Consider the following 26724-nt stretch of genomic DNA (forward strand, 5'->3'; position numbering starts at 1 on the left):
TCCACTTTATCGGGGCAAGTCCACATCAGCTCTCAGTGGAAATCAACACGATAGTCCCCGGTGATGCTGTCATAGGTCGAGTTGGGTACGTCCTTGACGAATTTGGGCCACAACTCCTTCTTCACGCGCGCCCAGTCGACCCACGGAAACGATTGCGGCGCACCGACCGGGACATAGCCGGGATCGTACAGATAGCCGTTCATCGCCTGACCGAGCTTGTATTCGGTCATGTCGACGTTGCGCGCCAGTTCCAGGTTGCGGAACTCGATACCCGTGACGAACCCGAAGCCACGATCCTCCGGCTCGGCGTTCCAGCCATAATCAACGCGCGCAGTCGCCAGCCCTTCGTTCGCCATGCGGTAGGTCGTCTGCGCGGTGCTGAGCTTGTAGGGTGATCCGAGCACGAGGCCCGGCTTGTTGATCCCGGTGACGTAAGGCAGCCCGCCAGTGCCGTCATTGCCTGCCGCCCAGTCGAGCGAAAGCCCGGTCGGATACGCGCGAACGCCGATATAGGGTTGCGTATTGTCGTACCGGGCGCGGGTGTAACCGCCGCGAATGCGGAGCGTCGAGCGGTCGTCGTGCCATTCGACATTGCCGATCGCGCCGACCGTCGCCTTGTTCCAGGTGTCGTAGCGATAGCGTGAATAGAGGCTGTTGATGTCCGATCCGCCGCCCTCCGCGGTCAGGTCGCTGACACTGTTCTTGGTGTAGTAATCGTTCTTGTTCATCGTCGAGGATTCCCACTGACGATAATTGAACCCCAGCAGCGACGCATAAATGGCGGTCCCGAGCGGGCGCCATTCGAACTTGGCCGAACTGCCTGCGGTCTGGAGGCGGTTGGTGTAGCTGCCATAGCTATGGTTGTACGGCACCGCGATGCCGTTCCAGGCGGGATCGTCGGGACCGGCCAGCTTCTTGCCGGCGTCGTCGAAGTAATATTTGGTGTCCTGCCACCATTTGCGCGAGTTGCGGATGCGGTTCTCGTAGCGCGCAGACAGGACCACGCCGAACTGGTCGCCGGCGCCGAACTTGTCCGCGAACACCATCTTGCCACCGGCGCCGAAATGCGGCGTGCTGCCGTTGCCGGCGTTGCTGCCGCCATCGCCCTTGAACGACGAATAGATGCCATAGCCGTCGACCATGAAATAGCGGCGCTTGAGGGCAAACGCGCTGCGCGTGACGATGTCGACGATCCCCCCGATCGCCGCACCGTCCTGTTCGGCGGTAAACGTCTTGTAGACATCGTTATGGAACGCAAGCTCCGACGGAATCTGCTGCAAATTGACCTTGCGCGAGCCTTCGCCGTCGTTGCCGATCGTCGCGAGGGTGATCCCGTCGATCGTGGTCTGGTTGAGATCGGGCGAGATGCCCCGGATGCTGACGAACCGCGGCGCATCGCCATCCTCGATCGCGCTGATACCGGGCAGCAGGATCAACTGGCCTGCAACGCTGCCGTCGGCGGACAGCGTCTCGAGGTCGTCGAACACGATCGAGTCACGTACCGACGTCGATTGCTCCTTGTCCGAGCGGATCGCGCGATCGCCCATGACGATGATGTCGGACTTTGTCTGATCGGGATCAGCGGTCGGGTCTTCGGCGTTAGCGGCACTAGCTAAGAACAACAGCGGCAGTGCACAGGCCGCGGACGCGACCAACCGGACGCGTCTGGCGGGCGAAAGGAACAACATTGGGCCAGCATCTCCGAAAGGGGCGGGCAGAGAGGCTTGCCGAGAACGGAAAGGCTGGCCCTACCCATTGTGAGACCAATCTGCGGTCTGGAGCGCCTCGCCTATGATAGCGACGCTACAAAACCGCGTCAGTTATACTGACCTTTTAAGACAGTCGGCACTATTCAGGCGCACTGTTCGGCCGCGTATCAAAGCTGTTTGGTACTGAGTTAGGTCCGTATTCAGCAGCGCGCCCTAGGGTCAGGACTCATTGATCATAGCCAAAAGATGACGGTGGCAGCGAGGGCGACGGCGGAGAAGAAGACGGTAGGGCAACGGTCGTAGCGGCTGGCAACGCGGCACCAGTCCTTCAGGCGCCCGAACATGATCTCCCCGAACATGATATCAATGCGGCCGCGCTGCCTTTAGCGACGCTTGTCGTATCTGACGGGTGCGAGCCGCGATGTCAGACCTGCGATGCATGGTTCTATGCCCTTGGCTTGCAGAGCGTCCCTAAACCAATCGGTGTCATAGGCACGATCGCCGAGCAGCCGTTGTGCCTTTGGCAGATCGTTCAGCAGCGCGGCTGCACCGGTATAGTCGCTGACCTGCCCGGCAGTCATGAAGAAGCTGAGCGGTCGCTGGTTCGCGCCGCCGACCGCGTGCAGCTTGATATTCATGCCGCCTTTTGTGCGGCCAATCAGGCGCCAGAGGTCCTCTTCTTTTCCCGCAGGCTGAACGCCGTTTGGTGCGCCTGCAGGTAGGTCGCATCGATCATGATGGTCTTGGACTGGGCGTCCGCAGCCGCCAGGCCCTGCGTCATGCGTCATGCGCACGAACACGCCCCTCTCGCCCCACCGCTTCCAACGGACGTAGAGCGTTTTGTGCGGTCCATGAGCGCTGGGCGGGTCTCACCATCGGAGCCCATTACAATTGACGTAACCGATGCCGCTCAACACCCGCCGATCATCGACCCGAGGCTTGCCGTAGCTCTTCGGAAAGTACAGCTGCAAGCGCGCCATCCGCTTATCGGTCAGCCAATGCGGGTAGGTCATCCCAAATCTGCTTGCGGCGCCTGAATCAGAACAGGTCTCTTAGATCAATGGGTCCTGACCCTAGCTGCGAACCTCGGCCCCCCCGAATACGACCTGATTTCGTACCGTTGGCTCGAACAGGCCGTAAAGGAACGGCTGGTTGCCGCTGCTCGCGTCGTCGAGCGCGGCGCGTTGCTCCGGCGGCAGATGCAGATCGAGCGCCGCAACGTTGTCGGTGACCTGTTCGGCCCGGCTTACGCCCATCAATGTGGATGCGACGCCAGGCCGGCCGACCACCCATGCCAGGGCAACGCGCGCGGGCGTCTCGCCGAGTTCTCCGGCGACGCGCTTGAGCACGTCGAGAATGCGCCAGTTCCGGTCGGTGAATAGCGTGTCCCCAAACGGGTTGTCGCCGTCGAGCCGCTTGTCATCCTCGGACCGCGTCGTTGCCGACGTAGCGCCGCGATTGGGAACGCCACCCTGCCGCCGCGGGGCTGCCTCGACCGTGGCGCGATCATATTTGCCGGTCAGCAGCCCATAGGCGAGGGGGCTCCACGGTACGAGGCCCAACCCAGCCGATCGCGCGAGCGGAACATGCTCGTTCTCCACGCCACGCTCGACCAACGAATAAAAATACTGGAGCCCGATCGGCCCCGGATGGCCCTGCGCCCGTGCCAGCGTCGCGAGTTCGGCGACATACCAGGCAGGCGTGTTGGATACACCCCAATAGCGGATCTTGCCCGCTGCGATCAGGGCGGTCATCGTTCGCAGCACTTCTTCGGCCGGGGTTATCCCGTCCCACACATGCAGCCAGTAAAGATCAATGAAATCCGTCCGCAGGCGGCGCAGCGAACCGTCGACTGCCGCCAGGATGTGTCGGGCGCCGTTACCCCCGGCATGGAGGCCGCGCCCGGTCGCAAAGCCGGATTTGGTCGCGATCACGGTCCGGTCGCGGAGCGCGCGTTCGGTAACGAAGGCGCCGACCATCTCCTCTGATCGTCCGCCTGCATAGACGTCGGCGGTATCGATGAAATTACCCCCGAGTTCGGTGTAGCGATCGAACACCGCACGGCTGCCGGCTTCGTCCAGCCCCCAGCGCGGCGTGCCGAAGGTCATCGTGCCGAGCGCCAGCGGGCTGACGAGGAGTCCAGAGCGGCCAAGCGGGCGGTAGGTTTCGAGGGTCATAAAGAAGCGTCCTGCACTGTGTCCTGTCCAAGATGGACGACATGTGCCCGCGGGATTAGAGGGGTTGCGGCGCATGGGTCGCTGAAGGATATTCAGCAATGGATCGCGATCTTTGGTCGGGGCTCGCGGTGTTCGCAGCGATCGTCGAGGCGGGCAGCTTCGCGCGGGCGGCAACGCGTCTCGGTCTGTCGGCATCCGCGCTGAGCCATGCGATGCGATCGCTCGAAACGAAGATCGGCGTCCGCTTACTCGACCGGACGACGCGCTCGCTGGCGCCGACCCCGGCGGGGGAAGCGCTGCTGCTCCGTCTGAAACCCGCGATCGACTCGGTGGAGGCGGCGCTGGGCGACCTGGACGGCGATCGCGGGCGGCCCGTCGGGCGCATCCGGGTCAGCGCGCATCGCCCTGCCGCGCTTTACGCGATCCTGCCGCGCCTAGCCGATTTCGCCCGCGCTTATCCTGGGGTCGCCGTCGAACTTGTCGTCGAGGACGGCCTCGTCGATATCGTCGCCGACCGGTTCGACTGCGGTGTGCAGCATGCGATGACGTTGCAGGCGGACATGATCTCGGTCCCCATCAGCGGCCCGGTTCCCCTCGTCTACGTCGCCTCGCCGATCTACCTTGCCGGTCGCCTCCCGCCCGCTGCACCGGACGATCTCGAGGCACACCGTTGCCTGTGTTACCGGCATACCTCGTCGGGCATCGTTCACCGTTGGGAGTTCGAGCGCGACGGACGTGCGTTCGAGCGCGCGATCCGTGGCGACTTCGTCACGAACGACGTCGACGTGATGCGTGACGCCGCGGTAGGCGGGCTCGGTATCGCCTGTCTGCCGCTACCGCATGCCGAGCGGCAACTGGCCGATGGTACGCTCGTCGAGGTGCTCGCCGGCTGGGCGACGACCCTGCCGCCGAACCACCTCTATTATCCGAGCCGACGCCAGCCGACCGTCGCGTTCCGGGCCTTCGTCGACGCCATGCGCTTTTGATCCTTGCTTGAGATGAAGTCGTCGTAGCCGCCGATCGCCTGCTCAGTCGGTGAAACCGTGATGTCAGATCAGCATCGACTATGAATGGACCTCCGGAGTCCGGAAGACGGATCACAAGCTCGAGCCGCGCCTTCTGCTTCCTTGCCGATTTTGATTGCCCGCCGCCCGCCCCGCAGCGCTATGCAATCAAACGATGATTTCGCTTCAATGCACCGCGCCGTTGCGCTCGTTGATAAGGCGCTGATCGAACAGTGCCAAATATTTGGTAGCGTAGGTGCGGCATGCCGACGGGTCGATAAACGGACTCAGGGTTTTGCCGGCCGCTAAGGCGTGTGCCTTGCGTTCCCCGTCTGATCGGTCGGGATGCGCCGTAAGAAGCACGTCGCATGGCATGGTGCGGAAGGTCGCGAAGCTGTGGCGAAACGCGGCGACTGCGCGCGAATGGTCAGGCGCGGAAAACCGATAACCGGGGCCGCCAACGGAGTTGAGGCTCGAGGCGAAGACAATCGTGCGGCATTGTCGGGCTTCGCATTAACGCCACGTCCGGCTCATGCTGCCCAGCGTATGGCCCGGCGTCGCTCGGCCGGTCACTTCCGTCGCGCCGAGCCGAAGCTTCGTTCCGTCGGCGATTCCCCGAACGCGCGGCAGCGCAGGGTAGGCGACGCCGTATGCGATCTGCGGATCGTCGGCGGCGGGTTGCCCGCGACGCAAAATCTCGGCGGTCGGGATGCTCGCAATCACGGTTGCGCCGCTATCGCGCGTGAGTGCGGCGATCCCGCCGGCGTGGTCGAAATGCCCCTCGGTTGCGAGAATCAGCGTCACATCCTGCACCCGGAAGCCGAGCCGGCGGATGTTAGCCTCGATTGCATGGACCGCTTGCGGCACGGCGCCATCGATCAGTATCAGACCCGCGTCGGTGCGGATCAGCCCGACATTGAGACCCTGAAACCCGACCAGATAGGTATTGCCGTATAGCCGCAGTGGCGCTTGAGCGCCCAGCCACTTCGCGGCGTCTGCAGGCAGGATCGGCCGCAGCAACGGATCATCTTGCGCAGGCGACGCTCCGCCAGCGCTCGCCAACGTCACAGCGACAAGCGCGGTAGAGAGTAATTCCCTTATGGTCACGACGCTCTCTCCACAAGTAGGCGCGTCTCGTGGCGGCCCGAACGACGGTCGCACAACGCATCATGTCTCGACACAGGTATGAGCTGAAGTCTTTGGAAGGCATAAATCGTGCTCCCGCCCACTGACCTGCGCGCGTTCGATGCGGCTGCCAGACACCTGAACTTCATGCGCGCAGCGATCGAGTAGGATTTACGGTAGCAGGTAGGCGTGGACTTGCTTCAGAAAAGTGGAGAGTTTTCCTGAGATGAAAGGTGAACTCGATGACGAAGCAGCGACGATTTACGAAGGAATTCGAGGACGAGGCGGTCCGGCTGGTGGCGACCAGCGGGCGTACGCAGCGTGCGGTGGCGGAGGATCTGGGCGTTGGCCTGTCTACGCTGGTACGCTGGATCGGCCGTCGTCGTGATCGATTGATGGAGATGCCCGGCGAGGCGCCGCAGGCAGATATGGCTGCCGAGTTGAAGCACCTTCGGCGGGAGAACGAGATCCTCCGACAAGAGCGCGACATACTGAAGCGGGCGACCGCTTTTTTCGCCCGGGAGGGAAGTCGATGAGGTTCGCGCTCGTCGATCAGGCGAAGAAGGATTTCCCCGTACACCGCCTTTGCCAAGTGCTCGGCATCAGCCCGAGCGGCTATTTCGCGTGGAAAGATCGACCTGCCAGTCGGCGTCAACGCGACGATATGGTGATGCTGGCGCATGTCCGTTCTGCGTTCGCGCTGTCGAACGGCACCTATGGCAGCCCGCGTATGACACGCGAGTTGCAGGATGATGGCTTCGCCATCGGACGCAGGCGCACGGCGCGACTGATGCGTGAGAACGGCCTACGGGGCCGGCAGAAACGCCGGTTCAAACGAACGACCGACAGCGAGCACAGCTGGCCGATCGCACCGAATATCATCGACCAGGATTTTACTGCAACGGCACCCAACCAGAAGTGGGGCGTGGACATCTCGTATGTCTGGACGCGGGAGGGATGGCTCTATCTGGCCGTGGTCATCGACCTCTTCTCCCGACGTGTGATCGGTTGGGCCGTCGGCGACCGGCTGCACCGTGATCTGGCGCTCGCCGCGCTGCGCAAGGCCCTCGTCATGCGGCGTCCGCCTGAAGGGCTCATCCATCACTCGGACCGCGGCAGTCAATATTGTTCGGTGGATTACCAGGCCGAGCTGCGCCGCCACGGCATCCGTATCTCCATGTCGGGAAAGGGAAATTGCTACGATAATGCGATGGTCGAGACGTTCTTCAAGACGATCAAATCCGAGCTCGTCTGGCGCACCGTCTTCTATACCCGCGACGAAGCCGCACAGGCCATTGCCCGCTATATCGACGGCTTCTACAACCCCGTCCGGCGCCACTCCGCGCTCGACTACATCAGCCCCGCCCAGTTCGAACGAACTGCGTCACGCTGAGCAAATGCCTCTCCACTTTATCGGGGCAAGTCCAGCGTAAGCCACAAAGAACGAGATTGTCATGGTGGCAAGCACGATGCCAATTCCGATCCAACCATTGAGAGGTGGCTTTTTCGAGATGCTGCCTTCGCGAAATGGCTTTGTCATGCAGCGCCTTTAGCTTCTAGCGGTTCCGGGCGAAACCCGAGATGCTTGTCACCGGCTAGTCCATGGTTTGCGCGAGGCAACCGGACGCCGCGCCTCACTTCACGCCGACAAAACTCGCAGCACCCAGTTCAAGCCAGAATCCACCTTAACGGTCGTCCGAAGGCGGGAGAGGCGAGAGGGCTTGGGAACGTCGGTTTGTGGGTCTGGTCAGACGAGGACCGTAAGGACACGGAGGCGGTCACCGAAGCTGACTGTCCTTGCTGCCTCGCCGATTGAATGCTGCGGCCAGCGGCCGGTCGCGGCCGCTCTGGCACGCTACGCAGGTGCGTACCCCAGGCACCGCACGGCGTCGACCCTCGGGGATGTCATCGCCACAGATTGCACAGAATGGTTCACTCGTTCCGCTTGGCATGCTTGCTCGTGCCGCGAGCACTGCGTCTGCCACTGAATCGTCGATCTGATCCTGAACCGCGCCATCGCGCGTCCAACCGCCAGCCATATGCTTCTCCTTACCAGATTCATATGGGGAGCGCAGAGCCCCGATGCCATCGCCAGTGCGTAATTGACGACGTCGCGGCCGCGCAGTTTGCTACCCATTGCGACGTCAAATAGTTCTCGGCCCCGGAAACGCGTGTACCGGTCAAGCCAGAACCGAATAGCCCAAACCTGCTGCGGTCTCAGGGTGCTTTGCATCCCGCGCACGGTCTTCATTCCGGGGGCGGAGTTCGTGAAAAGCGGGATTTGACGACGAACGCCCATCGCATATCCGCACCGGGTCGCGTTAACACGCCAGCGGACATCGAAGATCGTCAAAGTAGCCGTTTCCAGCGATCGTCGGCGACGATGCCGGTGAACTAGCGGTAGAGAGCTCAATGGGTAACTACCCGCCGGCGACCACCGTATCGGCCGGCTGGAGATGGGTAACGACAATGCCGGCTAATCTCGTCACGAAACGAACGTCGGTCAGGGCAAGGCATCCGCATCCTATGTTAGTGTTCTTACCAAGATGGCCAAGCGACCAAAGTTGGGAGCAGGATGTAAGTCGCGAACGTCCTTCTGCGGGTCAGCGCCGCTCCCGAGCGCTGCGTCTCGGCCGCTGGCGACGACCGCTAACACGGTCTTGAGGCCTCGCGCAGAAGTGCGTTGAACGTTTCCGCCCAATTTTATACGAGCACCGGATTGGTGACTTCGGTAGCCTTGTGCCCGCCAACCCCGCGCCCAGCAGCACCATAAAGGTCGATCGTCAGGAATTTTGAGTTGCAATGAATTATCGCCATTCCTTCCATGCCGGCAACAGCGCCGATGTCGTAAAGCACAGCCTATTGATCGCCCTCGTACGGGCCTTGCAGCAAAAACCGGGCGCGCTGACGCTGATCGACACGCATGCCGGCTGCGGGCTGTACGACCTTGGCGGCGAGGATGCCCAACGGACCGGCGAGTCCATGCAGGGCGTGCTGCTGGCCTTTGCTGACCCGAACCCCTTGCTGAATGACTACCGCGGCGCCGTCCAGACGGTGAATGCCGGCGCCGAGCCGCGTTTCTACCCTGGCTCGCCGCGGATCCTGGCGCAGCTTCTGCGTCCGCAGGATTTGCTGATCCTGAACGAGAAACATCCCGAGGACGCCTATACCCTGCGCGGCGCGATGCGCGGCACATCCGCTGCCGTGCATGAGCGCGACGCCTACGAGCTTTGGCTGGCGATGCTGCCGCCCCGAACCGCACGCGGCGTGGTGGTGGTCGACCCGCCGTATGAGCAGCTGGACGAACGCGCACGGATCACAACCACCCTTGCTGCTGCGCACCGCAAATGGGCGCATGGCGCAACGGTGATCTGGTACCCGCTGAAAGACCGCGCCACGCATTGGCAGTGGAAGGATCAGTTGCGCAAACTCGGCATTCCGAAATTGCTGTCGGTAGAGCATTGGTTGTACGATCGCGATCAGCCTGGAGTCTATAATGGCGCGGGTCTTTTTATCGTTAATCCACCTTACGCCTTCATGCAGGCGCTACCGCCTCTGCTGGAAGCTCTGCGCGCCGTGCTGGCGCCCGAGGGGCATAGGGGCGAGATCACGACCGAGTGGTTGAACGCTTGAAGTAAACCCTCATCGACGCACGCCCATATTGCATACGCTGGCAATCCCGGCCTAGGTTTCGCCATGGACAACACCGCATCGCAGTTCGACCTTCTGAGGCAACTCCGCGCGTTGATCGCGCAACGCAACGAAGCGGCGGAGGCGTTCGAGATATTCAAGCAGGATGCCGTACTGGCGCCGACTACCGAATTGGGAGAGGGCGGCGTTTCCTCCGATGATGCTGCGGCCGTGGCGGCAGAGGAAGTCGACACGTTCAAGGCTCAGACCGAAGGCTTGTTGGTAAGCGCAACCGACGATGAAGTTCTCGCCGCGTATCAGCAGACCGAGGGTGGGGTAGGCGATCTCGCTGCCGAAGCGCTCCGTGATGAGATGCGGCGTCGGAACCTCGACGAATAAACCAACCGGCACTAAGCAAATGAAGGGGCAGGTGACCAAGCGCCACGAATGCCCGTGGCATGCGAAGCCGTCATGCCGGGCTCACCGTCTGAATAACGTCGAACCCCTCGAAGCGTGGTGGGCCCAGGTAGAGCGGCTTGTGGTCGCCAGCGCCTCGATGGGCAGCGCGAAACGCTTCCGACCGAGTCCAGGCCTCAAAGTCCTCTCGCGAACGCCAGATCGTATGCGAGGAGTAGAGGATGTGGTCCTCGGCTGCCGGTCCGCGCAGCATATGGAATTCGATGAAGCCTGGTACGTCGGCAAGATGCGAGTCGCGCGACAACCAAACGTTCTCGAACGACGCCTCTCCGCCAGGAAGTACCTGGAAGCGGTTCATGGCAATGAACATGGGTATCACTCCTCGGTAAAGGTCGGCGGAGTGGGCCGAAGCTTGCGGCTTTCCATCATGTCGTACTGTACCTGCTCCGGCGCGCAGGACCAGAGCATCGGCTGGTAATCGGGCTGAGCAAGTTCGTCGCCGTCGACCAGTTCCATCCACAGGCCCATCTCACGCCTGCCGAGCAGCTGCCGAATGCCATCATCCAGCATGACGATCTCGCCGTCCGGGTAGGTCTCGATCGGTTCCCAGTTCGGCTCCCAAACGGTACCGGCCGCATCCCGCTCGGGGTGGTGGAATGCCTCACCCGTCACCTGCGCATTTCCGGCCTCAGCAGCGTGAAGGTCGACACTTGAGAAATCCTCACTTACGGCACGGTCGGCCGGAAGTCGGTTGCCAAAGTCTGTACCAAGCGTATCGCCAGTCATACGGTTCGTTCCTTCTTTTGACCGGTGAGCAGGTAACGAACGCCGCCCTCGATCATCGCAGACAGCCTGAACGCCAGAGCGATGCGACATGATCCCTGGCTAGACCCGACCGATCACGGTTGCCGTTCGCGGCGCTAGAGGCATCATTTCTGCAGGGCGACGTGGCGGTATTTCTCAAGATCGCAACTTCATAAACTCCAGCCACGGCAACGACGGATTGCCATAGCCAAGGCGGCGCACTGAGTTTCGTGTAACGAGCAGTCAGTTGGTCGCACGGCGCGTCGTTACGTTTGCATCGCCTCGACGTTATCGAGGACCCGGCGAAGCAGCCCGACGAGCGTCGTGACCTCTTCCTCCGACAGGCCTCGGGTCATCCCGGCATTGCCCTCGCGCAGCACCTGTCGGCCGGCCGGAAGTCGCTCGCGTGCGGCGTCTGTCAGGCTGACGAGGCTGCTGCGTCGGTCGCCTGGATCGGGCTCGCGAAGGATCAGGCCGTCGCGCTCCATGCGCGCGAGCAGTTGCGCCATCGTGGGCTGCTCCACCTTCGCCGTTTTGGCGAGCTCAGCTTGGGAAAGCCGCTCTCCGCCGTGCAGCATCGATAACACCGGCAACTGGGCCGTCGCGAGGCCGAGCGGACGAAGCCGGGCATCGCCGATGCGAGTCAGTCCACGGCTGATACGGCTGAGATAGTGGCCCGGATGCTCCATGGGTGCCCAGTCATCGTCCTTCACGATCATTGCATAGCATCCTATGGTTATGTAGATAGGCACCTATGTAGCTGAAGGAACGAGTCAAGGCAACGACAGGGCGTATTGGTATCGTGTGGCGGCCCCGGGGGGCTGATGCTCGCGCGGCTGCTTCAGCGGGGTGGCGCAGACGTGACGGTGTTCGAGCGAGACGCCCATGCTGACGAGCGCGCGCAGGGCGGCTCGCTCGATCTGCACGTGGACACCGGGCAGCGCGCGATGCGGCTGGCCGGCCTGGAGGCAGAATTCGCAGCGGCGGCTCGCCTGGAGGGTCAGGGTGATCGTCTGTACGACGCCGACGGAACGCTATTGTTCGATCGCGATGGCGCTGACGACGATCGCCCCGAGATCGACCGTACCGAATTACGCCGCATCCTGCTCGCCTCGCTGACGCCGGGGACAGTGCGGTGGGGCGCAAGGGCCGAGGCTGAAAGCCGGGTCGACGGCGAACCGCGGATTGTGGCCGATGGCGTTGCGCATCCGTTCGACACGGTGGTGGGCGCCGACGGTGCCTGGTCGCGCGTGCGTCCATTGCTGACCGACGCTCGTCCGGTTTACCAAGGCGTGACGCTTGTCGAACTCGGCTTCGACGCCGTTCGTCACCGCCATGTCGATGCGCTGGTCGGCGGGGGCAAGATGTTCGCCGTCGGCGACAATCGCGTGCTCATTGCGCAGCGCAACGGGCATGACCACATTCGGGGTTATGCGGGCCTCCGTATCGATGAGGAGACGTCCCGGAGTGGGACCACGCTTTCGCCCGACAGGGTCCGTGGCGAGGCGTTGGGTGCGTTTAGCGCGTGGGCGCCTGAGCTGACCCGGCTGATCGTGGAGGGGGAATTTCTGGCGGTGCGGCGGCTCCATGCGCTCCCCGTCGGCCTCCGATGGGCGCCACGAGCTGGCGTCACGCTGATCGGTGACGCGGCGCACCTCATGTCGCCGTTCAGCGGTGAAGGTGTCAATCTGGCGCTCGCTGATGCTGTCGATCTTGCCGATGCGCTGATATCGGTAGAGCCGGACGCGATCGCCTGCGCCGAGACGCGCATCGCGATCCGTGCTCAGGAGGCGGCGGAAGGGGCCGCCGCAGGATTGGAGAATGCGTTATCTCACGCGGGAGCCGCACCGGTCCTGGAGCACTATCGGGAGCGAGCGTCCGCCTGAAACGCGGGGTCGGCGCTCGATTCTTACTAAGCAGGAAGCGTTGGGATAGGCGGCCGTTTCGCCCGGAATGAAGAGTCTGAGCGGAGGGCGGGAGTCGAGTATCGGGCAACAGGCCGAGAATGGCGGCTTATGGGTCGCCGTTACACATTGCGTCGCCGTGTCGGTGCGCGAAAATCGGGGGGCTTGCCAGCGATCCATCCAAGATATTGCCGTATATCATCGCGTTCGCGCAACTGGTCCATCGTGGCATAGGACGAAGCCAGCTCGCGGTTCGGCACAAAGGCATGGATGGTACGGTGGCAGATGGGATGCACGGGCACGGTGTGCGTGCCCCCCTCGCTCTTCGGAACGACGTGATGGCGCTCCACGCGTTGCCCGAGTTGCCGCCCGCATAACGCGCAGCTCTCATCCTTGTGCTCTGTTGCGGATCGCGCGGCGGCCTCCGCCAACCCAGCTATCCGTTTCACGCGACCGCCCATGCTCGCCATATGATGATTCCGCGGTCATATTCGAGTGCGCGCTGGCCTAAGGCGTTCGAAAATATGCATGATGTGACGTTCACGCAGCGCAAACAGACCGTTATTTCGGCTGGCTGATACTTTGGGGTTCGAGATGTCCGATCGCTTTACCGTTCTGCTTCAATATGCCCTGCCAAAACAGCGCCTGACCCGTCTGGCAGGTCGTATCGCCCGGGCGCGGGGCGGTGCCATGACGACCCGCCTGATCCGCTGGTTCGTCGCCAAATACGGGGTCGATATGAGCGAAGCCGAAAATCCCGACATCGCCAGCTACGCCAGCTTCAACGACTTCTTCTCGCGGCCTCTCAGGAAAGGCATTCGCCCATTGGCGCATGCTGACTTCGTCTGCCCGGTGGATGGCGCGATCAGCCAAGTCGGTGCGATCGACGATCATCACATCGTGCAGGCCAAGGGACATCGCTTCACCACGACTGAACTGATCGGCGGAGACGGGACGCTGGCTGCGGAATTCCGTCATGGCAGCTTTGCGAACCTTTATCTGTCGCCGCGCGACTATCACCGTCTCCATATGCCGTGCACGGGTAGATTGATCAGTATGCGCTACATTCCGGGCAGCCTGTTTTCGGTGAACCCCGTCACGGCGCGAGGCGTGCCCAATCTGTTCGCGCGAAACGAGCGCCTCGTGTGCGTCTTCGAGAGTCCGGAGCACGGCACATTCGTCATGGTGCTCGTCGGAGCCACCATCGTCGGCAGCATGGCTACCGTATGGCACGGCGTCGTCAATTCTACGCGGACCGGCATGCCGGCGGAGTGGTTCTATGCCGACAAGGGTATCGCTCTCGAACAGGGTGAGGAAATGGGGCGCTTCATGCTTGGCTCGACGATCGTGATGCTATTCCGGCAGGGGACGATCGCCTTTGACGACCGCTGGATGCCAGCCCAGCCGGTGCGGCTGGGCGAACGCATGGGCGATCGACCGGTTTGAACCCGAAGACCGAACTGGTGCATCCGTCCTGAAAAGCCGTTTGAAACCGAGATGAACCGGTGGCGGGTTTTCGGAAGCAACAGCACGATCGAAGAGGTTGGCTGGGCCGAAGCGGAGCGGCGCGTCGGAGACGGCAGTATCCAATCTTTCGTTCGTGAACTCTGTCCATTTTCCGAGTTCGCCACCGCTACGGAGAAACGTCGGAACCTCGGTGACGTCGAGCGGGCTTCACGTCGCGACTACGCAAACGCACTTGGTCTCAAACAGGACGCCAAAGGCAAACTTCGGCGCCGGATCGTCGATTTCCATACGCCCCAAAGGTCCTATCGCGCGTTCAGGCCTCTGCTAGCCCCATTGCCAGGGGGCGATCATCGGCCGCTTCGGATGGCACGCCGCCGACGATCCGCGGATCGATCGCGAAGTCGCGCGCGATCTCTCGGGCGGTCATTTTGGCGGACATCATCACCGAGGGCGTGCCGCCGCCGGGCTGCGTGCCCTGGCCGACCAGATAGAGGTTCGCGACATCCTCGCTGCGGTTGTGCGGGCGGAAGAACGCGGTCTGCGTCATCCGTGGCTCGACTCCGAAGCCATTGCCGAGATGCGCGCCCAGCACCTCCTCGAAATAGTCCGGTGTCACGAAGCTGCGATGGACGATCCGTTCGCGCAGGCCGGGAATGTAGCCGCGTTCGTCGAGGAATGTCAGCACCGTATCGGCAAAGCCTTCGCCGACAACGTCCCAGTCAATGTCGCTCTGGTTGTTGGGGACCGGGATTAGCGTGTACGCGGCGTGATGCCCCGGCGGCGCGAGACTGGGGTCGGTGATCGTCGGGATATGAAGATATTGCGAGAAGTCGTCGGCGAGGATCTTACGTTCGAAGATGTCGGTCAGCAGCTCCTCGTAGCGCGGGCCGAGGATGATGTTGTGATGGCGCAGGTCTGGGTCGCCGTCCTGCTTGCGATAGCCGAAATAGATCACCATCAGCGACATGCTCTGCTTGCGGAACTTGACCAGCGCGTCGCGATTGATCCGCCGGTGCGCCTTGTCGACGAGCTTCAGATAGGTCGTCGCATAGTCCGCGTTCGAGACCACGAGATCGGCCGCGAGCGTCTCGCCGTTCGCCAGCGTCACGCCGGTCGCGACCCGCTTGCGGCCGCGCTTCTCGACCTCGATCCGGTCGACCTTGGCGTTCAGCCGTACCGATCCGCCGAGTTCCTCGAACTTGCGGACCATTGCCGCGACCAGCGCGCCGGTGCCGCCGACCGCGAAATGCACGCCCCAGGTCTTTTCGACAAAATGGATCATCGCATAGATTGCGGGCACCTTCAGCGGGTTGCCGCCGATCAGCAGCGGTTCGAAGCTGAACACCTGCCGCATCTTGTCGCTCTTGAAATATTTCGAGATCAGCGAGAACAAGGGCTGGATCGCGCCGAGCTTCAGCAGGTCGGGCAGAACGCCGACCATCGAACCGAGCGAACCGAAATAGGTATAGCCGAGCTCGAGGAAGCCACGCTGGAAGATCGCGCGTGCGGCCTCGTGGAAGCGTTCGTAACCGTCGAGATCCTCGGGTGCCAGCCGCGCGATCTGCGCCCGCACGTTGACCGGATCGGCGTCGTAATCGAAGAAGGTGCCGTCGTCGAAATAGATCCGATAGAACGGCAGGATCGGCACGATGTCGACGTAGCGGCGGGTGTTGGAGCTGCCGCTGGCGCCCGATACCACGCGGCTCCCTTCCGCGAGCACCGATGGCGGAAAGTCCGGCTCGTCGAGCATCGCCGCGTCGCGTTCCAGCGAGAACAGCTCTTCGATGAAGTGGGGGACAGTCAGCACCGTGGGACCCATGTCGAAGACGAAGCCATCAACGCGCCGGACATACGCGCGACCGCCGACATCGGCGAGCTGTTCGACGACTTGTGTATCGAAGCCGAGGCTCTGCAGGCGGATCGCGCAGGCGATGCCGCCGATCCCCGATCCGATTACGATAGCGCGTTGGCGAGTCATGACGTCGGTCTTTCTTGATAGTCGTTTGTCGATCGGTCGCGCTGCGCGAGCCGTCGTTCGATCCAACGCGAGAACAGCAGATGCGGTACCGCTACGGTGGCGAGAAGCTGGAACGCCTGAGCGGTGATGTCGGGGGTCAGGAATCGCGATAAACTTGCAGCGAACAACAACCAGCCGCCGATCGCCAAGCTCGACATGATTGCGCCGGTCGCCAGCCACCAGCGGCGGGATACGCCGTCCAGTGCCACGCGAGCGCCTTCAAGATGGCGCGGCGAATGCAGGAACACGAAGAACAGCGCGAACCCTGCAACCGGGGGCGCGACGATCAGGGCGAGGAATGCGATGGCGGTCGCCGCGGCCCAGCCGCGCGCCCCGTCGCGCCAGGCGACGGTAATGCCGACTGCAGTAACGAGCAGCGCGACCGGCGCGACCGCGATCATCGCACGGGCAACTGTTTCGCCACCCTCGCTTCCCGCCATCGCCACGAACAGCCGCGCGACATCGGCCGGATGTCCGATCGCGGGCGCAGCGATGATTGCGGTGCCGGCGGCGACTTTCAGCACCGGTTCGTCGAGCATCGTCCAGTCCTCGCCGAAATGGACCGAGGCGACCGCGATAAACAGGACCAGCGCGATCAGCGGCGCGGCGATCCACGCGCCGGCCATGGCGCCGGCGATGGCGATATAGCCACCGACCGCGAACGCTAGGCCGCGGCGTCCGAGCCGGGTCGCGCGCAGGAGCAGGGCGATGTCGTACGCGCCGTGCGGCATGCCGCCCAAGACGAAGACGAGCGTCGCGATAGAGGTCGCGGTCGGTCCGTCGAGCGGTAGCCGCGCGACGAGCGTCAGGGCGAGAGCAATCGCGGCGATCCAGAACACCGGATGCACGACGCCGCCGCGCCCCTGGGGGACGCGGCGGTCGGACCGTTCGATGGCTGCGGCTCTCGTCACCATCTCGCGGCGGTCTGGACTTCCATTTCGATCAGTGTGCGTGGATGGCGACGTCATGCGCATCGACCTGCGACTTGCGGACCGAGATCATGTAGATCAGCACGCCGACGCCGGCCTTGGCGATGATGTCGGCGATCGTGTAGCCGAGCTGGATGACGGTCGTCGCGGTCGCTCCGGTGATCCCGGCAAACGGTGCCATGTAGACGATCGGGTAAAAGCCCCAGGACGCAAAGGTCAGCAAGCGGGCCTTGCGCACCAGGTCGCGCGCGGCGGCAGGCTGCTGCTCGATCGACTCGCCGAGACCGCGGAACAGCTCCCAGACGATGTAGACGAAGGGGATCGAGGACAGCGTGCCCCACAATGCGCGCGTCGGAATGTCGGTCGCGATCTCGCCGGGATAGCCCAGCACGATCATCAATGCGGCCGCCGTACCGAGCCGCACGGTCTTCGACGAGGTCTGCTCGGGCGACAGGCGCATCACGAGCACCAGCTCGATCAGCAGCAGGGGGACGGTCAGCAACCAGTCGACGTAGCGATAGGCGTCGTTGAATGCGAAGCCGGTAGCGGCGATGACACCGTCCTTGAGCACATAGGCTGCGTTCCAACTCTCGAAGATGCGCAGGTAGTGATAGGCGGCGATCGCGGTCACCAGTCCGGATATCGTGACCGCGGTACGATAGGCAGGCGACACTTGCGATCGACACAGCCAGAGGAACGCGGTTGCCGCGGCCATCGTCGCGAAGGTGAACGAGAACGCGTTGTAGACCAGCGAGAACTGGAACGGGGTCAAGATATCCATAAACGTCTCCATCGCCTTGCTGCGCACTGGCCCGCTACGGTGGCTGGCCGGCATTGTTGCGGGGGGCGAGGCCGATGGACGGATCGGTTCGGGCCTCCCGAGGATGGCGCCACAGCGACTCCAAAGGGTATCGGAGGGAGTTCCACCCACGCCGCGAGCCGTTGGCTATTACCGCTCGTGACCTAGCCGCTGTGACGGCCGGTCCCTGCATACGACCGGGCCGGATGCGTCACGATACGGTCCTTGGCCCATACCCGCTCCGGCTAGCACTGCTGCTACGCCGGTCAGAGCCCGGCTTCGACCGCCAGCCGGATCAGGTTCGCGGTCGTCGTCAGGCCGAGGCGATCCATCAGGATGGCGCGGTGCATCTTGACGGTTTTCTCCGCCAAACCGAGCTCCGCGGCGATCTGTTTGTTGAGCAGGCCCTGTGCGACGAACTTGAGCACCTGTCCTTGACGTGGCGACAGAGCTTTGACCATTTCTGCGGCACGGATCCGGCGCATGCTGGTCGGCGGTGCCGCGTTGGTATCGATCTCGATCTGCGAGCCGAGAAAATACAGCAGCCTGTCCTCGTCGTCGTAGAGCGGCGCCACCAGCACGGCGTTGCGGAACGGTTGCCCATTTCGCTTATAGTTGAGGATCTCGACCAGCACCGGCTTGTGCTCGCGAACGCCGCGGCGGATTTCCTCGGACAGCCAGGGCTCGGTCCCGGGCCCCGACAAGAAGCGGCAATTGCGGCCGACGACCTCGTCCGCGGGGTAGCCGGTGAGATCGCAGAATGGTTGGTTGCAGGCGACGATGGGATTGTCGGGCAGCCGTGGATCGCTGATCACCCCCGGGATCGGGCTGTCGGTAACCAGCCGCATGAATCGCGTATTGACGCTCGCCAACGCGGAGCCAGTCGACAGACTATCAATGGTCATGCGCACCGATCTTCCCCCCTCCGGCGCAAAGTATATGCGTCCACCTTTTATGATCGAATAGCATGGTTTCTATCGCCGTACGAAAACCGAAGTTCGCGCCGGAATCGCAATGCCGAAAGGCGGAATTTGTTTATCGATTCGATTAACACCCGGCATGATTTCGCGTTCGCGGTGAAGATGAACCGCCAAAATATTATAGTCTACCACGCTCGATCTCAATATGTCCCGGTTGCGTCAGGTAAAGACTTTATGGTTGGTGGCTGACTTTCAACGCCTTACGCTCACGAAAACCGACGCGTTCGAACGCTACGGGACTGTCAGAAATTCTATGAATAAACATGATATCAGTGCACAACGGATATACTACCGAAAGTGTATCCATATTAGTTTAGAATAGAACTAGCATTCCTAAATAAACGCATGTCTCTCCGAGGGGCGTATTCGCAAATGTGAAGAATGATTCGGTTTACTGGTGAACTGAGGGGGCCGGTATTGCCGATTTGCTCGAAAAAATTAACCGACGGTATTTAGCAGAGCCGGCATGACGGTCGGATGACGCCGGGAAGCAGTCCTCGATCGAATGGCATATGCGAACCGTTCGTTTGCACTTTCTGGGTGGATCATGTTCGCGTAATCCAGAACCGATGCGCAGAGCGTTATCGGCCAACTGTCCGGCTAGATCGCCCCTTTACAACGATATGCATCTGCACCGCGCGTCGCGCTATCCATACCCACGCGCGTTCATCGCACAAACGTGCGAGGCTCTGTCGGGCCGCTAAGGCGCTACAGTAGCAAATGACCACGGCCGGTTGCTTGCCTGGTCGCTGCTATCCTACAGCACGTCGATGGCTCGCCGACCTGAATCTCTCGATACGGCGTCCACCACCGATCGCCGTTCGACTGGCTTCCTGCTGACCTTGGCATTGGCCTATATCGGCGGTGTCGTGGGTTACCTGCCGCTGCTGACGCTGTTGCTGCCCATGGAGGTCGACGCCGTCGCGGGGGCCGGGCGGCTCGGCGTCCTTACGGCGATCGTTGTCGCGGGCGGGTTGGCGGCCAGCCTCTCGAACATCGCGTTCGGCTGGCTCAGCGACCGATCGGTGAGACGCGGCGGCGGGCGTAGGGCGTGGCTCGGCACGGGGGGTGCCGCCACGGCGCTGTCCTACGTGGCAATCGCCGTGGCGACGTCCCCCGTTCGCCTGATCCTGGCCGTCGCGGTGTTCCAAGTCGCGGTGAACGCGCTGCTCGCGCCTTTGCTGGCGATCATGGCGGACGAAGTGCCCGATGCGCAGAAGGGCGTGGCGGGAGGGTTGCTGGCGATGGCGAACCCGGTTGCGTCGGCGCTGGCGGCGGCGCTCATGGCGACTGCCGCACTCGGCGCTGCGGCGCGTCTGGCGGTCGTACCGATCGTGACGGTAGCCTGTATGATCCCTCTGCTCCGCACCCGCGCGCAGCCGGTCGAGCCGCGTGGCCATCCGACCGTACCGATGAAGGCGGTCCTACGCTGCGATCTGGCCCTTGCCTGGAGCGCGCGGCTGCTCGTCCAGATCGCCGGTAGTGCGCTGTTCGTCTATCTCTTCTACTATCTCGAAAGCGTTTCGCCGTCCGTCGCACCGGTCACGATCGCGGCGTGGATGGGGACGTTGATGATCGTCGCGTACACCGTACCGCTGCCGATCGCGGTATTGGTCGGGCGGTTCGCGGATCGCTCGGGGCGAACCAAGCCGTTTCTGTTCGCCGCGGCGATTGTCGCTGCGGCGGGATTGGTCGGGATGGCAGTCGCCTACGACTTCACCAGCGGCGCGGTCGCGTTCTGTGTCTATACCGCGGGTGCGTCGGTCTTCCTCGCGCTCCACGCGTCGTTCGCCATGCAGTTGCTGCCGGACCCTCGTCACCGCGGGCGTGACCTGGGTGTGTTGAACCTGACCAACACGCTGCCGGGGTTGCTCGGGCCAGCGCTCACCTGGACGCTCGCGACGCCGACTGACTTCCATGCGGTCATGCTGGTCCTGGCCGCGCTGACGCTTTGCGGCGGGCTCATCATGCTCGCGGCGCGCGGTCGACGTTAGCGCGGGCGCCAGTAGCGGAAATAGTCGATCGTCATGCGCTGCGGAAAGGCACCATCGTCGATGCCCTTCTGGCCACCCCAGTCGCCGCCGACCGCGAGGTTGAGTATCAGGTCGTATGGACGCGTGAACGGCCACGCCGCCTTGCCGCCGGGCGGGTCATTGGCAACGCGCATGATGGCGCGGCCATCCACGCCGATCGTGATCCTGTCCGGACGCCAGTCGAGTTGATAGCGGTGATAGGCGGTGCATGTCGTTGCGATCACCGTCTGGGCGCCGCGCTGCGTTCCCTTCGCGTGATTGAAGGCGGCGGTGTGCAGCGTCGCGTGGACGATGCCGGCATCCCAGCCGACCATCTCCATCACGTCGATCTCGCCTTCGTCGGGCCATGTGCCGCTGGACGGGAGCAGCCAGATCGCCGGCCAGCTTCCACGACCGCAGGGCAGTTTGGCGCGGACTTCGTAAAAGCCATAGCCTCGCGGTGTACGGGAGACGAGCTTGGCGGACGTATAGGCCTGACCACCCCAATCGGCGAACCTCGCCTTGTCGAGCAGCTCGCGGCGGGCCTTGATGACCAGCACGCCGTGCTCCAGCCGGGCGTTCTCGGGTCGGTCCTTCGCATAATATTGACGTTCGTGATTGGGCCAGCCCTGAATGTTGCGCGACAGGTCGAAGCGCCATTTGGTCTGGTTGATAGCCGTGCCGTCGAACTCGTCGGCAAAGTTCGGTTTACCCTTTGGCACGCGCATTGGCGCGCTGACGCTGTAGTTGGTCGCGCCCAGAGTGGCTGCTTGCGCGGCGAGTATCAGCAGGATCATCGGATACCCCTTGCGCTTAGGGATAGCGGACCAGCGTCTGGCGGAGGGCGCCTGGTTGTGCTGGGGGGCCTACGTCATTGACTAGATGCGCGATCGTGCCCTGGCCGGTGCCGAGCGAGATTGTCGTGATGCTGGCGAAGCGGACTCCCGGTCGGCGTGGTGCCTCGATCGCGCTTTCCAGCACGATCGAGGGGTCGGCGGTGAAGTTGGCGTAGATGCCGAGCCCGGTCGCTTCATGCGAGGTGACGGTATCGCCGACCTTGTACGCAGCCCAGCCCCGCGTGGTGCGCGCCATATACGCGCCCTGGTTTGGCGGATCGTAGGGGAGTTCGCACTGGAAGAAATTGGTCCGGCCGCGCTCGCCGTTCCACGTCACCTGGTATTTCTGGAAATGCTCGACGAACAGGCCGTGGACGGTCACGTCGTCGCCGTTGACGACCAATCCCTGGTCGGCGGTGCTCTCGGTCCAGCCGACATGAACGCGGCCGGTCTCGCGGTCGCCATGGTCGGCGCGCCAGATCCAGAGGTGATCGCCGATCACGTGGTGGCTGTTGATCTCCAGGCAGGTCCCCGCCTTGCCGACGGTCGCGCCGCCGACCCGGAAGAACAGGTCGGCGAGGAGGGTAGGGTTGCGGCTGTGGTCGCGCCTGGCGCCGCGGGGACCGACCTGGACGAGTACCGGTGTCTCAACCGGCCCGGCGTCGATCAACAGTCCGGCGATCACGACACCCGGCACGTCCGCGACGACGATTGCCGCGGCGCCGTTTTCGGCAAACAGAGTCGCGAGCCCGAGGCCTAGTACGACCGTGTCGGCATGCGTGATCCGCAGGGGTTCGTGGTTGCGGTAGATGCCGGGGGTGAGCAGAAGGTGCCTCCCCGCGGCCAACGCCGCGTTGATCGTGGCGATGGGTGTATCGGGGTGGGCGATGAGGAACCGCGACAGGGGAATGGCCGACCCTGCGGGAGCATCCTTGGCCCAGCTCGTGCCGCGGGCATCGCGGCGGACGGCGGGGACGAAGACCGCCCAGTCGCCCGCCCGGGTGACGTGCAGGAAGGGTTTCTCGCGGACCACAGATATGGTGGGCAGGCTGGTGTAGGGTGGTTCTGGGAAGCGCGTCGGCGGCGCGCCTTCGACGCCGGCGAACATCATGTTCCAGTTCGATCCGCGCCATCCGCCGATATGGCTGTTGCGCGTGAACCATTGCTGCTGCGTGCCGGACCGCACCGTCCCGTCGATCCGGCAATCCGCCATGAACCCGCCGCTGGACCAACCGCCGTCGTCGAGCGCCAGATCGCCATGCAGGTGCACGCGGCGATAGGGTGCGGCCTGCGACACCGCCCAGCGATCCGCGCCATCGGCCGGCCGTACCGCCAGATTCTCGACGCCGCGCCAGAAATTGACCAGCGCCATGCCCTTTGCCCAGTCCGCCTCGGCATGGACATGCCCGTCGATCGCGACGTCGCCCGGCATACGCCCGAGCCCGGCGACCTGGGTGAAGAAACCGACGTTCACGTCGAGCGCGTAGCGTCCCGGCTTGAACAGGATCGCGTGGCGCGTGTCGGTAAAGTGGGCGCGCTCCTGCGCGGCGAAGACCGCGTCGATCCGCGCCTGGACCCGTTCGCGGGGCATCGCGGGGTCTACGACGAAGACGTTGGGACCGAAATCGGGCGGGGCGACCGCTTTCGCTGCGGCAGCGTCAGGCAACGCTGCGGCAAGGCCCGTTCCTGCCAGTCCTCCGAGAACGGACCGACGCGTCGGTGCATGCGTCACGCTAGGCCTCCCTTCATCCGTCCCGACCCTGTCGCCGCGTCGCGCGGCCCGTTTCGGTAACGACATGCGGACTAGGCCAACCATCGGCGCACCTCAATGCCCGCATTGTCCCGGCGCTGTGCGGTGCGCATCGGCTTGGTGATGAACGGCCCTGCGCGCTACACGGTCGGTGTACGAGAGTTTCGCTGGCAGGACGGACATGATGAACGAACCGGTATTCACATTGCACCGGGTTGGACGCGAGGCACAGCCGGTGGTCGTGATCGACGGTTTTGCCAGCGACCCCGATGCGTTGCGTGCCGCTGCGCGTCGGTCGACGTTCGAGCCTGCCGCCCATCATTATCCGGGACTTCGGGGCGTTCTCCCCGAACCCTATGTCGTGCAGCAATCTGCCGTGCTGGCGGCGATACTCGGGCCGATGTTCGGACGGGCGGGGGCGGTCGACGTGATCGACGCGAGCTTCTCGATCGTGACGACGCCACCCGGTGACCTCAATGTCCGCCAGCGACTCCCGCACTGCGACGCGTTCGGGGCGGACCGGATCGCCTTGGTCCATTACCTGTCGCTGGGCGACGGCGATGGCACCGCGTTCTTCCGCCACCGGTCGACCGGGTTCGAAACCGTGGACGAGAACCGCGCGCCCATCTTCTTCGGCCAGCTCGAAGCCGAGATGCGCTTGGGCGGCGTGCCGCCCGCATCCTATGTCGTCGACGACACGCCGTTGTTCGAGCGCACCCTGAGCGTGGAGGCGCTCTACAACCGCGCGCTCGTCTATCCGAGCTATCTGCTGCACAGCGGCGCGATCGGGCCCGATGCCGTACTCTCGCCCGATCCTGCCAAGGGTCGACTGACGGTCACCGCGTTCCTGTCCGTGGGCGGGGCGTAGCGGTCACCCCGCGTCACGGGGGAAGCGATCGTCAAGGCTTGATCGTCGCGGCCGTGACCATCGCGGTGGACACGACGCTACGGTCGCTCGCGTCGCGGGCGAGGGCTACACGGTACCGCCCACCGGCAACGCGCCAGCCGGGCAGCCTGGTGTCGTAATCCGCCAGGATGCGCGGTTCGGCAACGAGCGTGATGCGAGTCGATTCGCCGGGTTTGAGAGTCACCCGCCGGAACCCGGCAAGCCGCATCGGCGTCTTCGAACCTTCGCGCGTCACGTACATCTGCGGCACGTCGGCGCCCGCCATGCGCCCCGTGTTGACGATGTCGAAACTGACGCGGAGCGTAGCGCCCCCGGTGACGACCGGGTTGCGATAGGCGAAGCCGGTGTAGCTGAGGCCGTGGCCGAACGGGAACAGCGGCTTGGCGCGGGTCTTCTCATACCAGCGATAGCCGACATCGGCGCCCTCGACATAGTCCACCGGAAAGCTCGGCAGTTGACGCTCGCTGACATGGCCGGGATCGGCGGCGGCCTGTGCCTCGGCAGTGCTCAGCCTGTCCAACCCGACCGGCGCGGGTCGGGGTGCCTGCGACGCGGCGGCCGGGAAGGTGATCGGCAATCGGCCCGAGGGGTTTACGCGTCCGGTAAGGATGTTGGCGATCGCTGGCCCGCCGCGTTGACCGGGATACCAGGCCTGCACGACGGCAGGTACTGCCGACAGCCACGGCATCAGCACGGGGCCACCGGTTTCCATCACCGCCACGGTCTTGGGTTGTGCAGCGGCGACCGCCGCGATCAGCGCGTCCTGATGGTCGGGCAGCGAGAGGTCGGTGACGTCCTGTGCCTCGGTGGTCCACTGCGTTGCGAATATGATCGCGACGTCCGCGGCCTTGGCCGCCGCCGCCGCCGCCGCCGGATCGCGACCGTCGATCCAGGTGACCCTGGCTTGCGGCATCGCGGCGCGGATCGCCTGAAGGGGCGAGGATGCGTGCCATGTGACGCGGGCGAACGACATAGCGGCGCCATGCGTCAGCGGAATCTCGACTGGGGCGCCACCGACCGACCGCACCTGGCTCGAACCGCCACCCGACAGCACGCCGACATCGGCGCGACCGCCGATCAACACGACTCGTTTTGCGGTGCGGGCGAGCGGCAGTACGTTGCCTTCGTTCTTCAGCAGCACGATGCCAGCTTCCGCCGCACGCTGCGCGACGTCGGCATGCGCCGCGTACGGGATCGACTGTGGCACGCTGGCCGGCGCGTCGTAGGCACCCGTTTCGATCAGCCCGGTCAGATAGCGCGTCACCATGTCGTCCAGGCGTGCCACGGGTACGCGACCGGCCTGGACGTCGGCCTTGAGGTCATCGGCAAAGTAGATCTTGCGGTCCAGTTCCTGGCCCGATTCCTGGTCCAGCCCGGCGTTAACGGCCTTCGCGGTCGAATGCACTGCCCCCCAATCGCTCATCACCCAGCCGCGATAGCCCCAGTCGCGCTTCAGCACGTCGTTCAGCAGGTGCGCATTCTCGCACGCCCAGTCGCCGTTCACCTTGTTGTAGGCGCACATGACCGAGCCCGGCTTGCCGGTCTCGATCGCGATCTCGAACGCCAGCAGGTCGCTCATCCGCAGCGCCGCTTCGCCGATCCGCGCATCGACGACGGTGCGTCCGGTTTCCTGCGCGTTCAGCGCGAAGTGCTTGACCGTCGAGACGATCCGGTTCGACTGGACACCGGCGATGTGCGCGCCCGCCATCGTGCCGGACAGCAGCGGATCCTCGCCGAGATATTCGAAGTTGCGTCCGTTCCAGGGATCGCGCGTCAGGTTGACGCCGCCCGCGAGCAGCACGTCGAAGCGCTTGGCCCGGGCCTCAGCGCCGATCATCGCGCCGCCCGAGCGGGCGATCGACGGATCGAACGTCGCCGCCGTGGCGAGGCCGGAGGGCAGGGCCGTCGCCACGTCGCCCTTGCGCTGCTCGACCTGGTTGGCAACGCCGAGTGATGCATCGCTCTCGCGGATCAGCGGAATGCCGAGACGGGGGATGCCATCGACATGACCCGCCGACGGGATCAGTTCGTTCGTCGTCTTGCCCTTGGCAAAGGGCGGGAAGAGGCCGTGGACGAGCGCGATCTTTTCATCGAGCGTCATTTTGCCCACGATCGCAACTGCGCGCAGGCGCGCATCCTGGACCGCGGCCTGTGGGCTCGCATCACGCGCGAACGTGACCCCGCTCAGGCCGAATAGAAGTGTTGCACCCAGCAACACACTGCGCATCGTCTTTGCCATTTTCCCGATCCTCCCCCG

At 63.8% G+C, this 26724-nt stretch carries 23 protein-coding genes and 1 pseudogene; 8 read left to right on the forward strand and 16 right to left on the reverse strand.

Annotation, left to right across the window (positions count from 1 at the left end):
- Window positions 1-32: 32 nt before the first annotated feature.
- From HMP09_RS02800 to HMP09_RS02810, 3 genes and pseudogenes are all read right to left on the reverse strand, one after another.
- Window positions 33-1688, reverse strand: a complete 1656-nt coding sequence (locus HMP09_RS02800) for a TonB-dependent receptor plug domain-containing protein (RefSeq protein WP_176499089.1) — start codon at window positions 1686-1688, stop codon at window positions 33-35.
- Between the two features lie 254 nt (window positions 1689-1942).
- Window positions 1943-2722: pseudogene (locus HMP09_RS02805) on the reverse strand (IS5 family transposase).
- Window positions 2723-2782: 60 nt separating this feature from the next.
- Window positions 2783-3886: an aldo/keto reductase gene (locus HMP09_RS02810; RefSeq protein WP_176499090.1), complete on the reverse strand. Its 1104-nt coding sequence runs from the start codon at window positions 3884-3886 to the stop codon at window positions 2783-2785.
- A 98-nt stretch (window positions 3887-3984) separates the two neighbouring features.
- Between HMP09_RS02810 and HMP09_RS02815 the strand changes: the two genes are divergently transcribed.
- On the forward strand, window positions 3985-4872 hold the full coding sequence (locus tag HMP09_RS02815) for a LysR family transcriptional regulator (RefSeq protein ID WP_176499091.1): 888 nt from the start codon (window positions 3985-3987) through the stop codon (window positions 4870-4872).
- 531 nt (window positions 4873-5403) lie between these two features.
- On the opposite strand, the gene HMP09_RS18330 is transcribed toward HMP09_RS02815, so the two are convergent.
- Window positions 5404-5958 carry an MBL fold metallo-hydrolase gene (locus tag HMP09_RS18330; RefSeq protein ID WP_232090590.1) on the reverse strand — a complete coding sequence of 185 codons (555 nt, stop codon included), beginning with the start codon at window positions 5956-5958 and terminating at the stop codon, window positions 5404-5406.
- 299 nt (window positions 5959-6257) lie between these two features.
- Here HMP09_RS18330 and HMP09_RS02825 point away from each other — a divergent pair.
- A protein-coding gene (locus tag HMP09_RS02825; protein ID WP_176499007.1) for an IS3 family transposase occupies window positions 6258-7408 on the forward strand; the annotation gives its coding sequence in 2 pieces (ribosomal slippage) (window positions 6258-6522 and window positions 6522-7408; 1152 coding nt in all).
- A gap of 385 nt (window positions 7409-7793) precedes the next feature.
- Here HMP09_RS02825 and HMP09_RS02830 read toward each other — a convergent pair.
- Window positions 7794-8054: a DksA/TraR family C4-type zinc finger protein gene (locus tag HMP09_RS02830; protein ID WP_176499092.1), complete on the reverse strand. Its 261-nt coding sequence runs from the start codon at window positions 8052-8054 to the stop codon at window positions 7794-7796.
- 763 nt (window positions 8055-8817) lie between these two features.
- Here HMP09_RS02830 and HMP09_RS02835 point away from each other — a divergent pair.
- Both HMP09_RS02835 and HMP09_RS02840 read left to right on the forward strand, forming a co-directional pair.
- Window positions 8818-9648 carry a 23S rRNA (adenine(2030)-N(6))-methyltransferase RlmJ gene (locus tag HMP09_RS02835; RefSeq protein ID WP_176499093.1) on the forward strand — a complete coding sequence of 277 codons (831 nt, stop codon included), beginning with the start codon at window positions 8818-8820 and terminating at the stop codon, window positions 9646-9648.
- Window positions 9649-9711: 63 nt separating this feature from the next.
- Window positions 9712-10044, forward strand: a complete 333-nt coding sequence (locus HMP09_RS02840) for a hypothetical protein (protein WP_176499094.1) — start codon at window positions 9712-9714, stop codon at window positions 10042-10044.
- 70 nt (window positions 10045-10114) lie between these two features.
- Here the strand turns inward: HMP09_RS02840 and HMP09_RS02845 are convergent, their stop codons facing one another.
- The 3 genes from HMP09_RS02845 to HMP09_RS02855 all read right to left on the reverse strand — a co-directional run bounded on the left by HMP09_RS02845 (window position 10115) and on the right by HMP09_RS02855 (window position 11585).
- Entirely contained in the window at window positions 10115-10432 is a 318-nt protein-coding gene (locus HMP09_RS02845; protein WP_176499095.1) for an antibiotic biosynthesis monooxygenase family protein, read from the reverse strand.
- Window positions 10433-10437: 5 nt separating this feature from the next.
- Window positions 10438-10848: a hypothetical protein gene (locus HMP09_RS02850; protein ID WP_176499096.1), complete on the reverse strand. Its 411-nt coding sequence runs from the start codon at window positions 10846-10848 to the stop codon at window positions 10438-10440.
- A gap of 284 nt (window positions 10849-11132) precedes the next feature.
- Entirely contained in the window at window positions 11133-11585 is a 453-nt protein-coding gene (locus HMP09_RS02855; protein ID WP_176499097.1) for a MarR family winged helix-turn-helix transcriptional regulator, read from the reverse strand.
- A gap of 105 nt (window positions 11586-11690) precedes the next feature.
- Here HMP09_RS02855 and HMP09_RS02860 point away from each other — a divergent pair, with 105 nt between their 5' ends.
- Window positions 11691-12752, forward strand: a complete 1062-nt coding sequence (locus HMP09_RS02860; protein WP_176499098.1) for an FAD-dependent oxidoreductase — start codon at window positions 11691-11693, stop codon at window positions 12750-12752.
- 140 nt (window positions 12753-12892) lie between these two features.
- Here HMP09_RS02860 and HMP09_RS02865 read toward each other — a convergent pair whose 3' ends face one another.
- Complete coding sequence (locus HMP09_RS02865; RefSeq protein ID WP_176501532.1) at window positions 12893-13231, reverse strand: HNH endonuclease signature motif containing protein; 339 nt, start codon at window positions 13229-13231, stop codon at window positions 12893-12895.
- 229 nt (window positions 13232-13460) lie between these two features.
- On the opposite strand from HMP09_RS02865, the gene asd reads away from it, so the two are divergent.
- Window positions 13461-14216, forward strand: a complete 756-nt coding sequence (asd, locus tag HMP09_RS02870) for an archaetidylserine decarboxylase (RefSeq protein WP_232090592.1) — start codon at window positions 13461-13463, stop codon at window positions 14214-14216.
- Window positions 14217-14550: 334 nt separating this feature from the next.
- Here the strand turns inward: asd and crtI are convergent, their stop codons facing one another.
- The 4 genes from crtI to HMP09_RS02890 all read right to left on the reverse strand — a co-directional run bounded on the left by crtI (window position 14551) and on the right by HMP09_RS02890 (window position 18887).
- On the reverse strand, window positions 14551-16215 hold the full coding sequence (crtI, locus tag HMP09_RS02875) for a phytoene desaturase family protein (RefSeq protein ID WP_176499100.1): 1665 nt from the start codon (window positions 16213-16215) through the stop codon (window positions 14551-14553).
- The gene (locus tag HMP09_RS02880) at window positions 16212-17168 is read right to left on the reverse strand and encodes a Brp/Blh family beta-carotene 15,15'-dioxygenase (protein WP_176499101.1); all 957 of its coding nucleotides are present in this window, start codon (window positions 17166-17168) and stop codon (window positions 16212-16214) included. Before HMP09_RS02880 ends, crtI begins: the two co-directional genes overlap by 4 nt.
- Before the next feature lie 28 nt (window positions 17169-17196).
- Complete coding sequence (locus HMP09_RS02885; protein WP_176499102.1) at window positions 17197-17964, reverse strand: bacteriorhodopsin-like; 768 nt, start codon at window positions 17962-17964, stop codon at window positions 17197-17199.
- A gap of 284 nt (window positions 17965-18248) precedes the next feature.
- A complete protein-coding gene (locus tag HMP09_RS02890) occupies window positions 18249-18887 on the reverse strand; it encodes a PAS domain-containing protein (RefSeq protein WP_232090593.1) in 639 nt (212 codons plus the stop codon).
- A gap of 845 nt (window positions 18888-19732) precedes the next feature.
- Here HMP09_RS02890 and HMP09_RS02895 point away from each other — a divergent pair.
- Window positions 19733-20956, forward strand: coding sequence for an MFS transporter (locus tag HMP09_RS02895; protein ID WP_176499103.1), 1224 nt, complete (start codon window positions 19733-19735; stop codon window positions 20954-20956).
- Here the strand turns inward: HMP09_RS02895 and HMP09_RS02900 are convergent.
- Both HMP09_RS02900 and HMP09_RS02905 read right to left on the reverse strand, forming a co-directional pair.
- A complete protein-coding gene (locus tag HMP09_RS02900; protein ID WP_176499104.1) occupies window positions 20953-21771 on the reverse strand; it encodes a glycoside hydrolase family 16 protein in 819 nt (272 codons plus the stop codon). The genes HMP09_RS02895 and HMP09_RS02900 overlap by 4 nt on opposite strands.
- A gap of 16 nt (window positions 21772-21787) precedes the next feature.
- A complete protein-coding gene (locus HMP09_RS02905) occupies window positions 21788-23542 on the reverse strand; it encodes an adenylyl cyclase (RefSeq protein ID WP_232090594.1) in 1755 nt (584 codons plus the stop codon).
- A gap of 202 nt (window positions 23543-23744) precedes the next feature.
- Here HMP09_RS02905 and HMP09_RS02910 point away from each other — a divergent pair, with 202 nt between their 5' ends.
- On the forward strand, window positions 23745-24428 hold the full coding sequence (locus HMP09_RS02910; RefSeq protein WP_176499105.1) for a DUF6445 family protein: 684 nt from the start codon (window positions 23745-23747) through the stop codon (window positions 24426-24428).
- Window positions 24429-24459: 31 nt separating this feature from the next.
- On the opposite strand, the gene HMP09_RS02915 is transcribed toward HMP09_RS02910, so the two are convergent.
- The gene (locus HMP09_RS02915; protein ID WP_232090595.1) at window positions 24460-26706 is read right to left on the reverse strand and encodes a beta-glucosidase; all 2247 of its coding nucleotides are present in this window, start codon (window positions 26704-26706) and stop codon (window positions 24460-24462) included.
- Window positions 26707-26724 lie beyond the last annotated feature (18 nt).

The organism is Sphingomonas sp. HMP9, from assembly GCF_013374115.1.
GTDB lineage: Bacteria > Pseudomonadota > Alphaproteobacteria > Sphingomonadales > Sphingomonadaceae > Sphingomonas.

What these genes read in the sequence shown, in the direction of transcription:
- HMP09_RS02800 (WP_176499089.1), bottom strand. Translation starts at nt 1,688, where the DNA reads ATGTTGTTCCTTTCGCCCGCCAGACGCGTCCGGTTGGTCGCGTCCGCG.
- HMP09_RS02810 (WP_176499090.1), bottom strand. Translation starts at nt 3,886, where the DNA reads ATGACCCTCGAAACCTACCGCCCGCTTGGCCGCTCTGGACTCCTCGTC.
- HMP09_RS02815 (WP_176499091.1), top strand. Translation starts at nt 3,985, where the DNA reads ATGGATCGCGATCTTTGGTCGGGGCTCGCGGTGTTCGCAGCGATCGTC.
- HMP09_RS02830 (WP_176499092.1), bottom strand. Translation starts at nt 8,054, where the DNA reads ATGGCTGGCGGTTGGACGCGCGATGGCGCGGTTCAGGATCAGATCGAC.
- HMP09_RS02835 (WP_176499093.1), top strand. Translation starts at nt 8,818, where the DNA reads ATGAATTATCGCCATTCCTTCCATGCCGGCAACAGCGCCGATGTCGTA.
- HMP09_RS02840 (WP_176499094.1), top strand. Translation starts at nt 9,712, where the DNA reads ATGGACAACACCGCATCGCAGTTCGACCTTCTGAGGCAACTCCGCGCG.
- HMP09_RS02845 (WP_176499095.1), bottom strand. Translation starts at nt 10,432, where the DNA reads ATGTTCATTGCCATGAACCGCTTCCAGGTACTTCCTGGCGGAGAGGCG.
- HMP09_RS02850 (WP_176499096.1), bottom strand. Translation starts at nt 10,848, where the DNA reads ATGACTGGCGATACGCTTGGTACAGACTTTGGCAACCGACTTCCGGCC.
- HMP09_RS02855 (WP_176499097.1), bottom strand. Translation starts at nt 11,585, where the DNA reads ATGATCGTGAAGGACGATGACTGGGCACCCATGGAGCATCCGGGCCAC.
- HMP09_RS02860 (WP_176499098.1), top strand. Translation starts at nt 11,691, where the DNA reads ATGCTCGCGCGGCTGCTTCAGCGGGGTGGCGCAGACGTGACGGTGTTC.
- HMP09_RS02865 (WP_176501532.1), bottom strand. Translation starts at nt 13,231, where the DNA reads ATGGGCGGTCGCGTGAAACGGATAGCTGGGTTGGCGGAGGCCGCCGCG.
- asd (WP_232090592.1), top strand. Translation starts at nt 13,461, where the DNA reads ATGACGACCCGCCTGATCCGCTGGTTCGTCGCCAAATACGGGGTCGAT.
- crtI (WP_176499100.1), bottom strand. Translation starts at nt 16,215, where the DNA reads ATGACTCGCCAACGCGCTATCGTAATCGGATCGGGGATCGGCGGCATC.
- HMP09_RS02880 (WP_176499101.1), bottom strand. Translation starts at nt 17,168, where the DNA reads ATGGTGACGAGAGCCGCAGCCATCGAACGGTCCGACCGCCGCGTCCCC.
- HMP09_RS02885 (WP_176499102.1), bottom strand. Translation starts at nt 17,964, where the DNA reads ATGGATATCTTGACCCCGTTCCAGTTCTCGCTGGTCTACAACGCGTTC.
- HMP09_RS02890 (WP_232090593.1), bottom strand. Translation starts at nt 18,887, where the DNA reads ATGACCATTGATAGTCTGTCGACTGGCTCCGCGTTGGCGAGCGTCAAT.
- HMP09_RS02895 (WP_176499103.1), top strand. Translation starts at nt 19,733, where the DNA reads ATGGCTCGCCGACCTGAATCTCTCGATACGGCGTCCACCACCGATCGC.
- HMP09_RS02900 (WP_176499104.1), bottom strand. Translation starts at nt 21,771, where the DNA reads ATGATCCTGCTGATACTCGCCGCGCAAGCAGCCACTCTGGGCGCGACC.
- HMP09_RS02910 (WP_176499105.1), top strand. Translation starts at nt 23,745, where the DNA reads ATGAACGAACCGGTATTCACATTGCACCGGGTTGGACGCGAGGCACAG.
- HMP09_RS02915 (WP_232090595.1), bottom strand. Translation starts at nt 26,706, where the DNA reads ATGGCAAAGACGATGCGCAGTGTGTTGCTGGGTGCAACACTTCTATTC.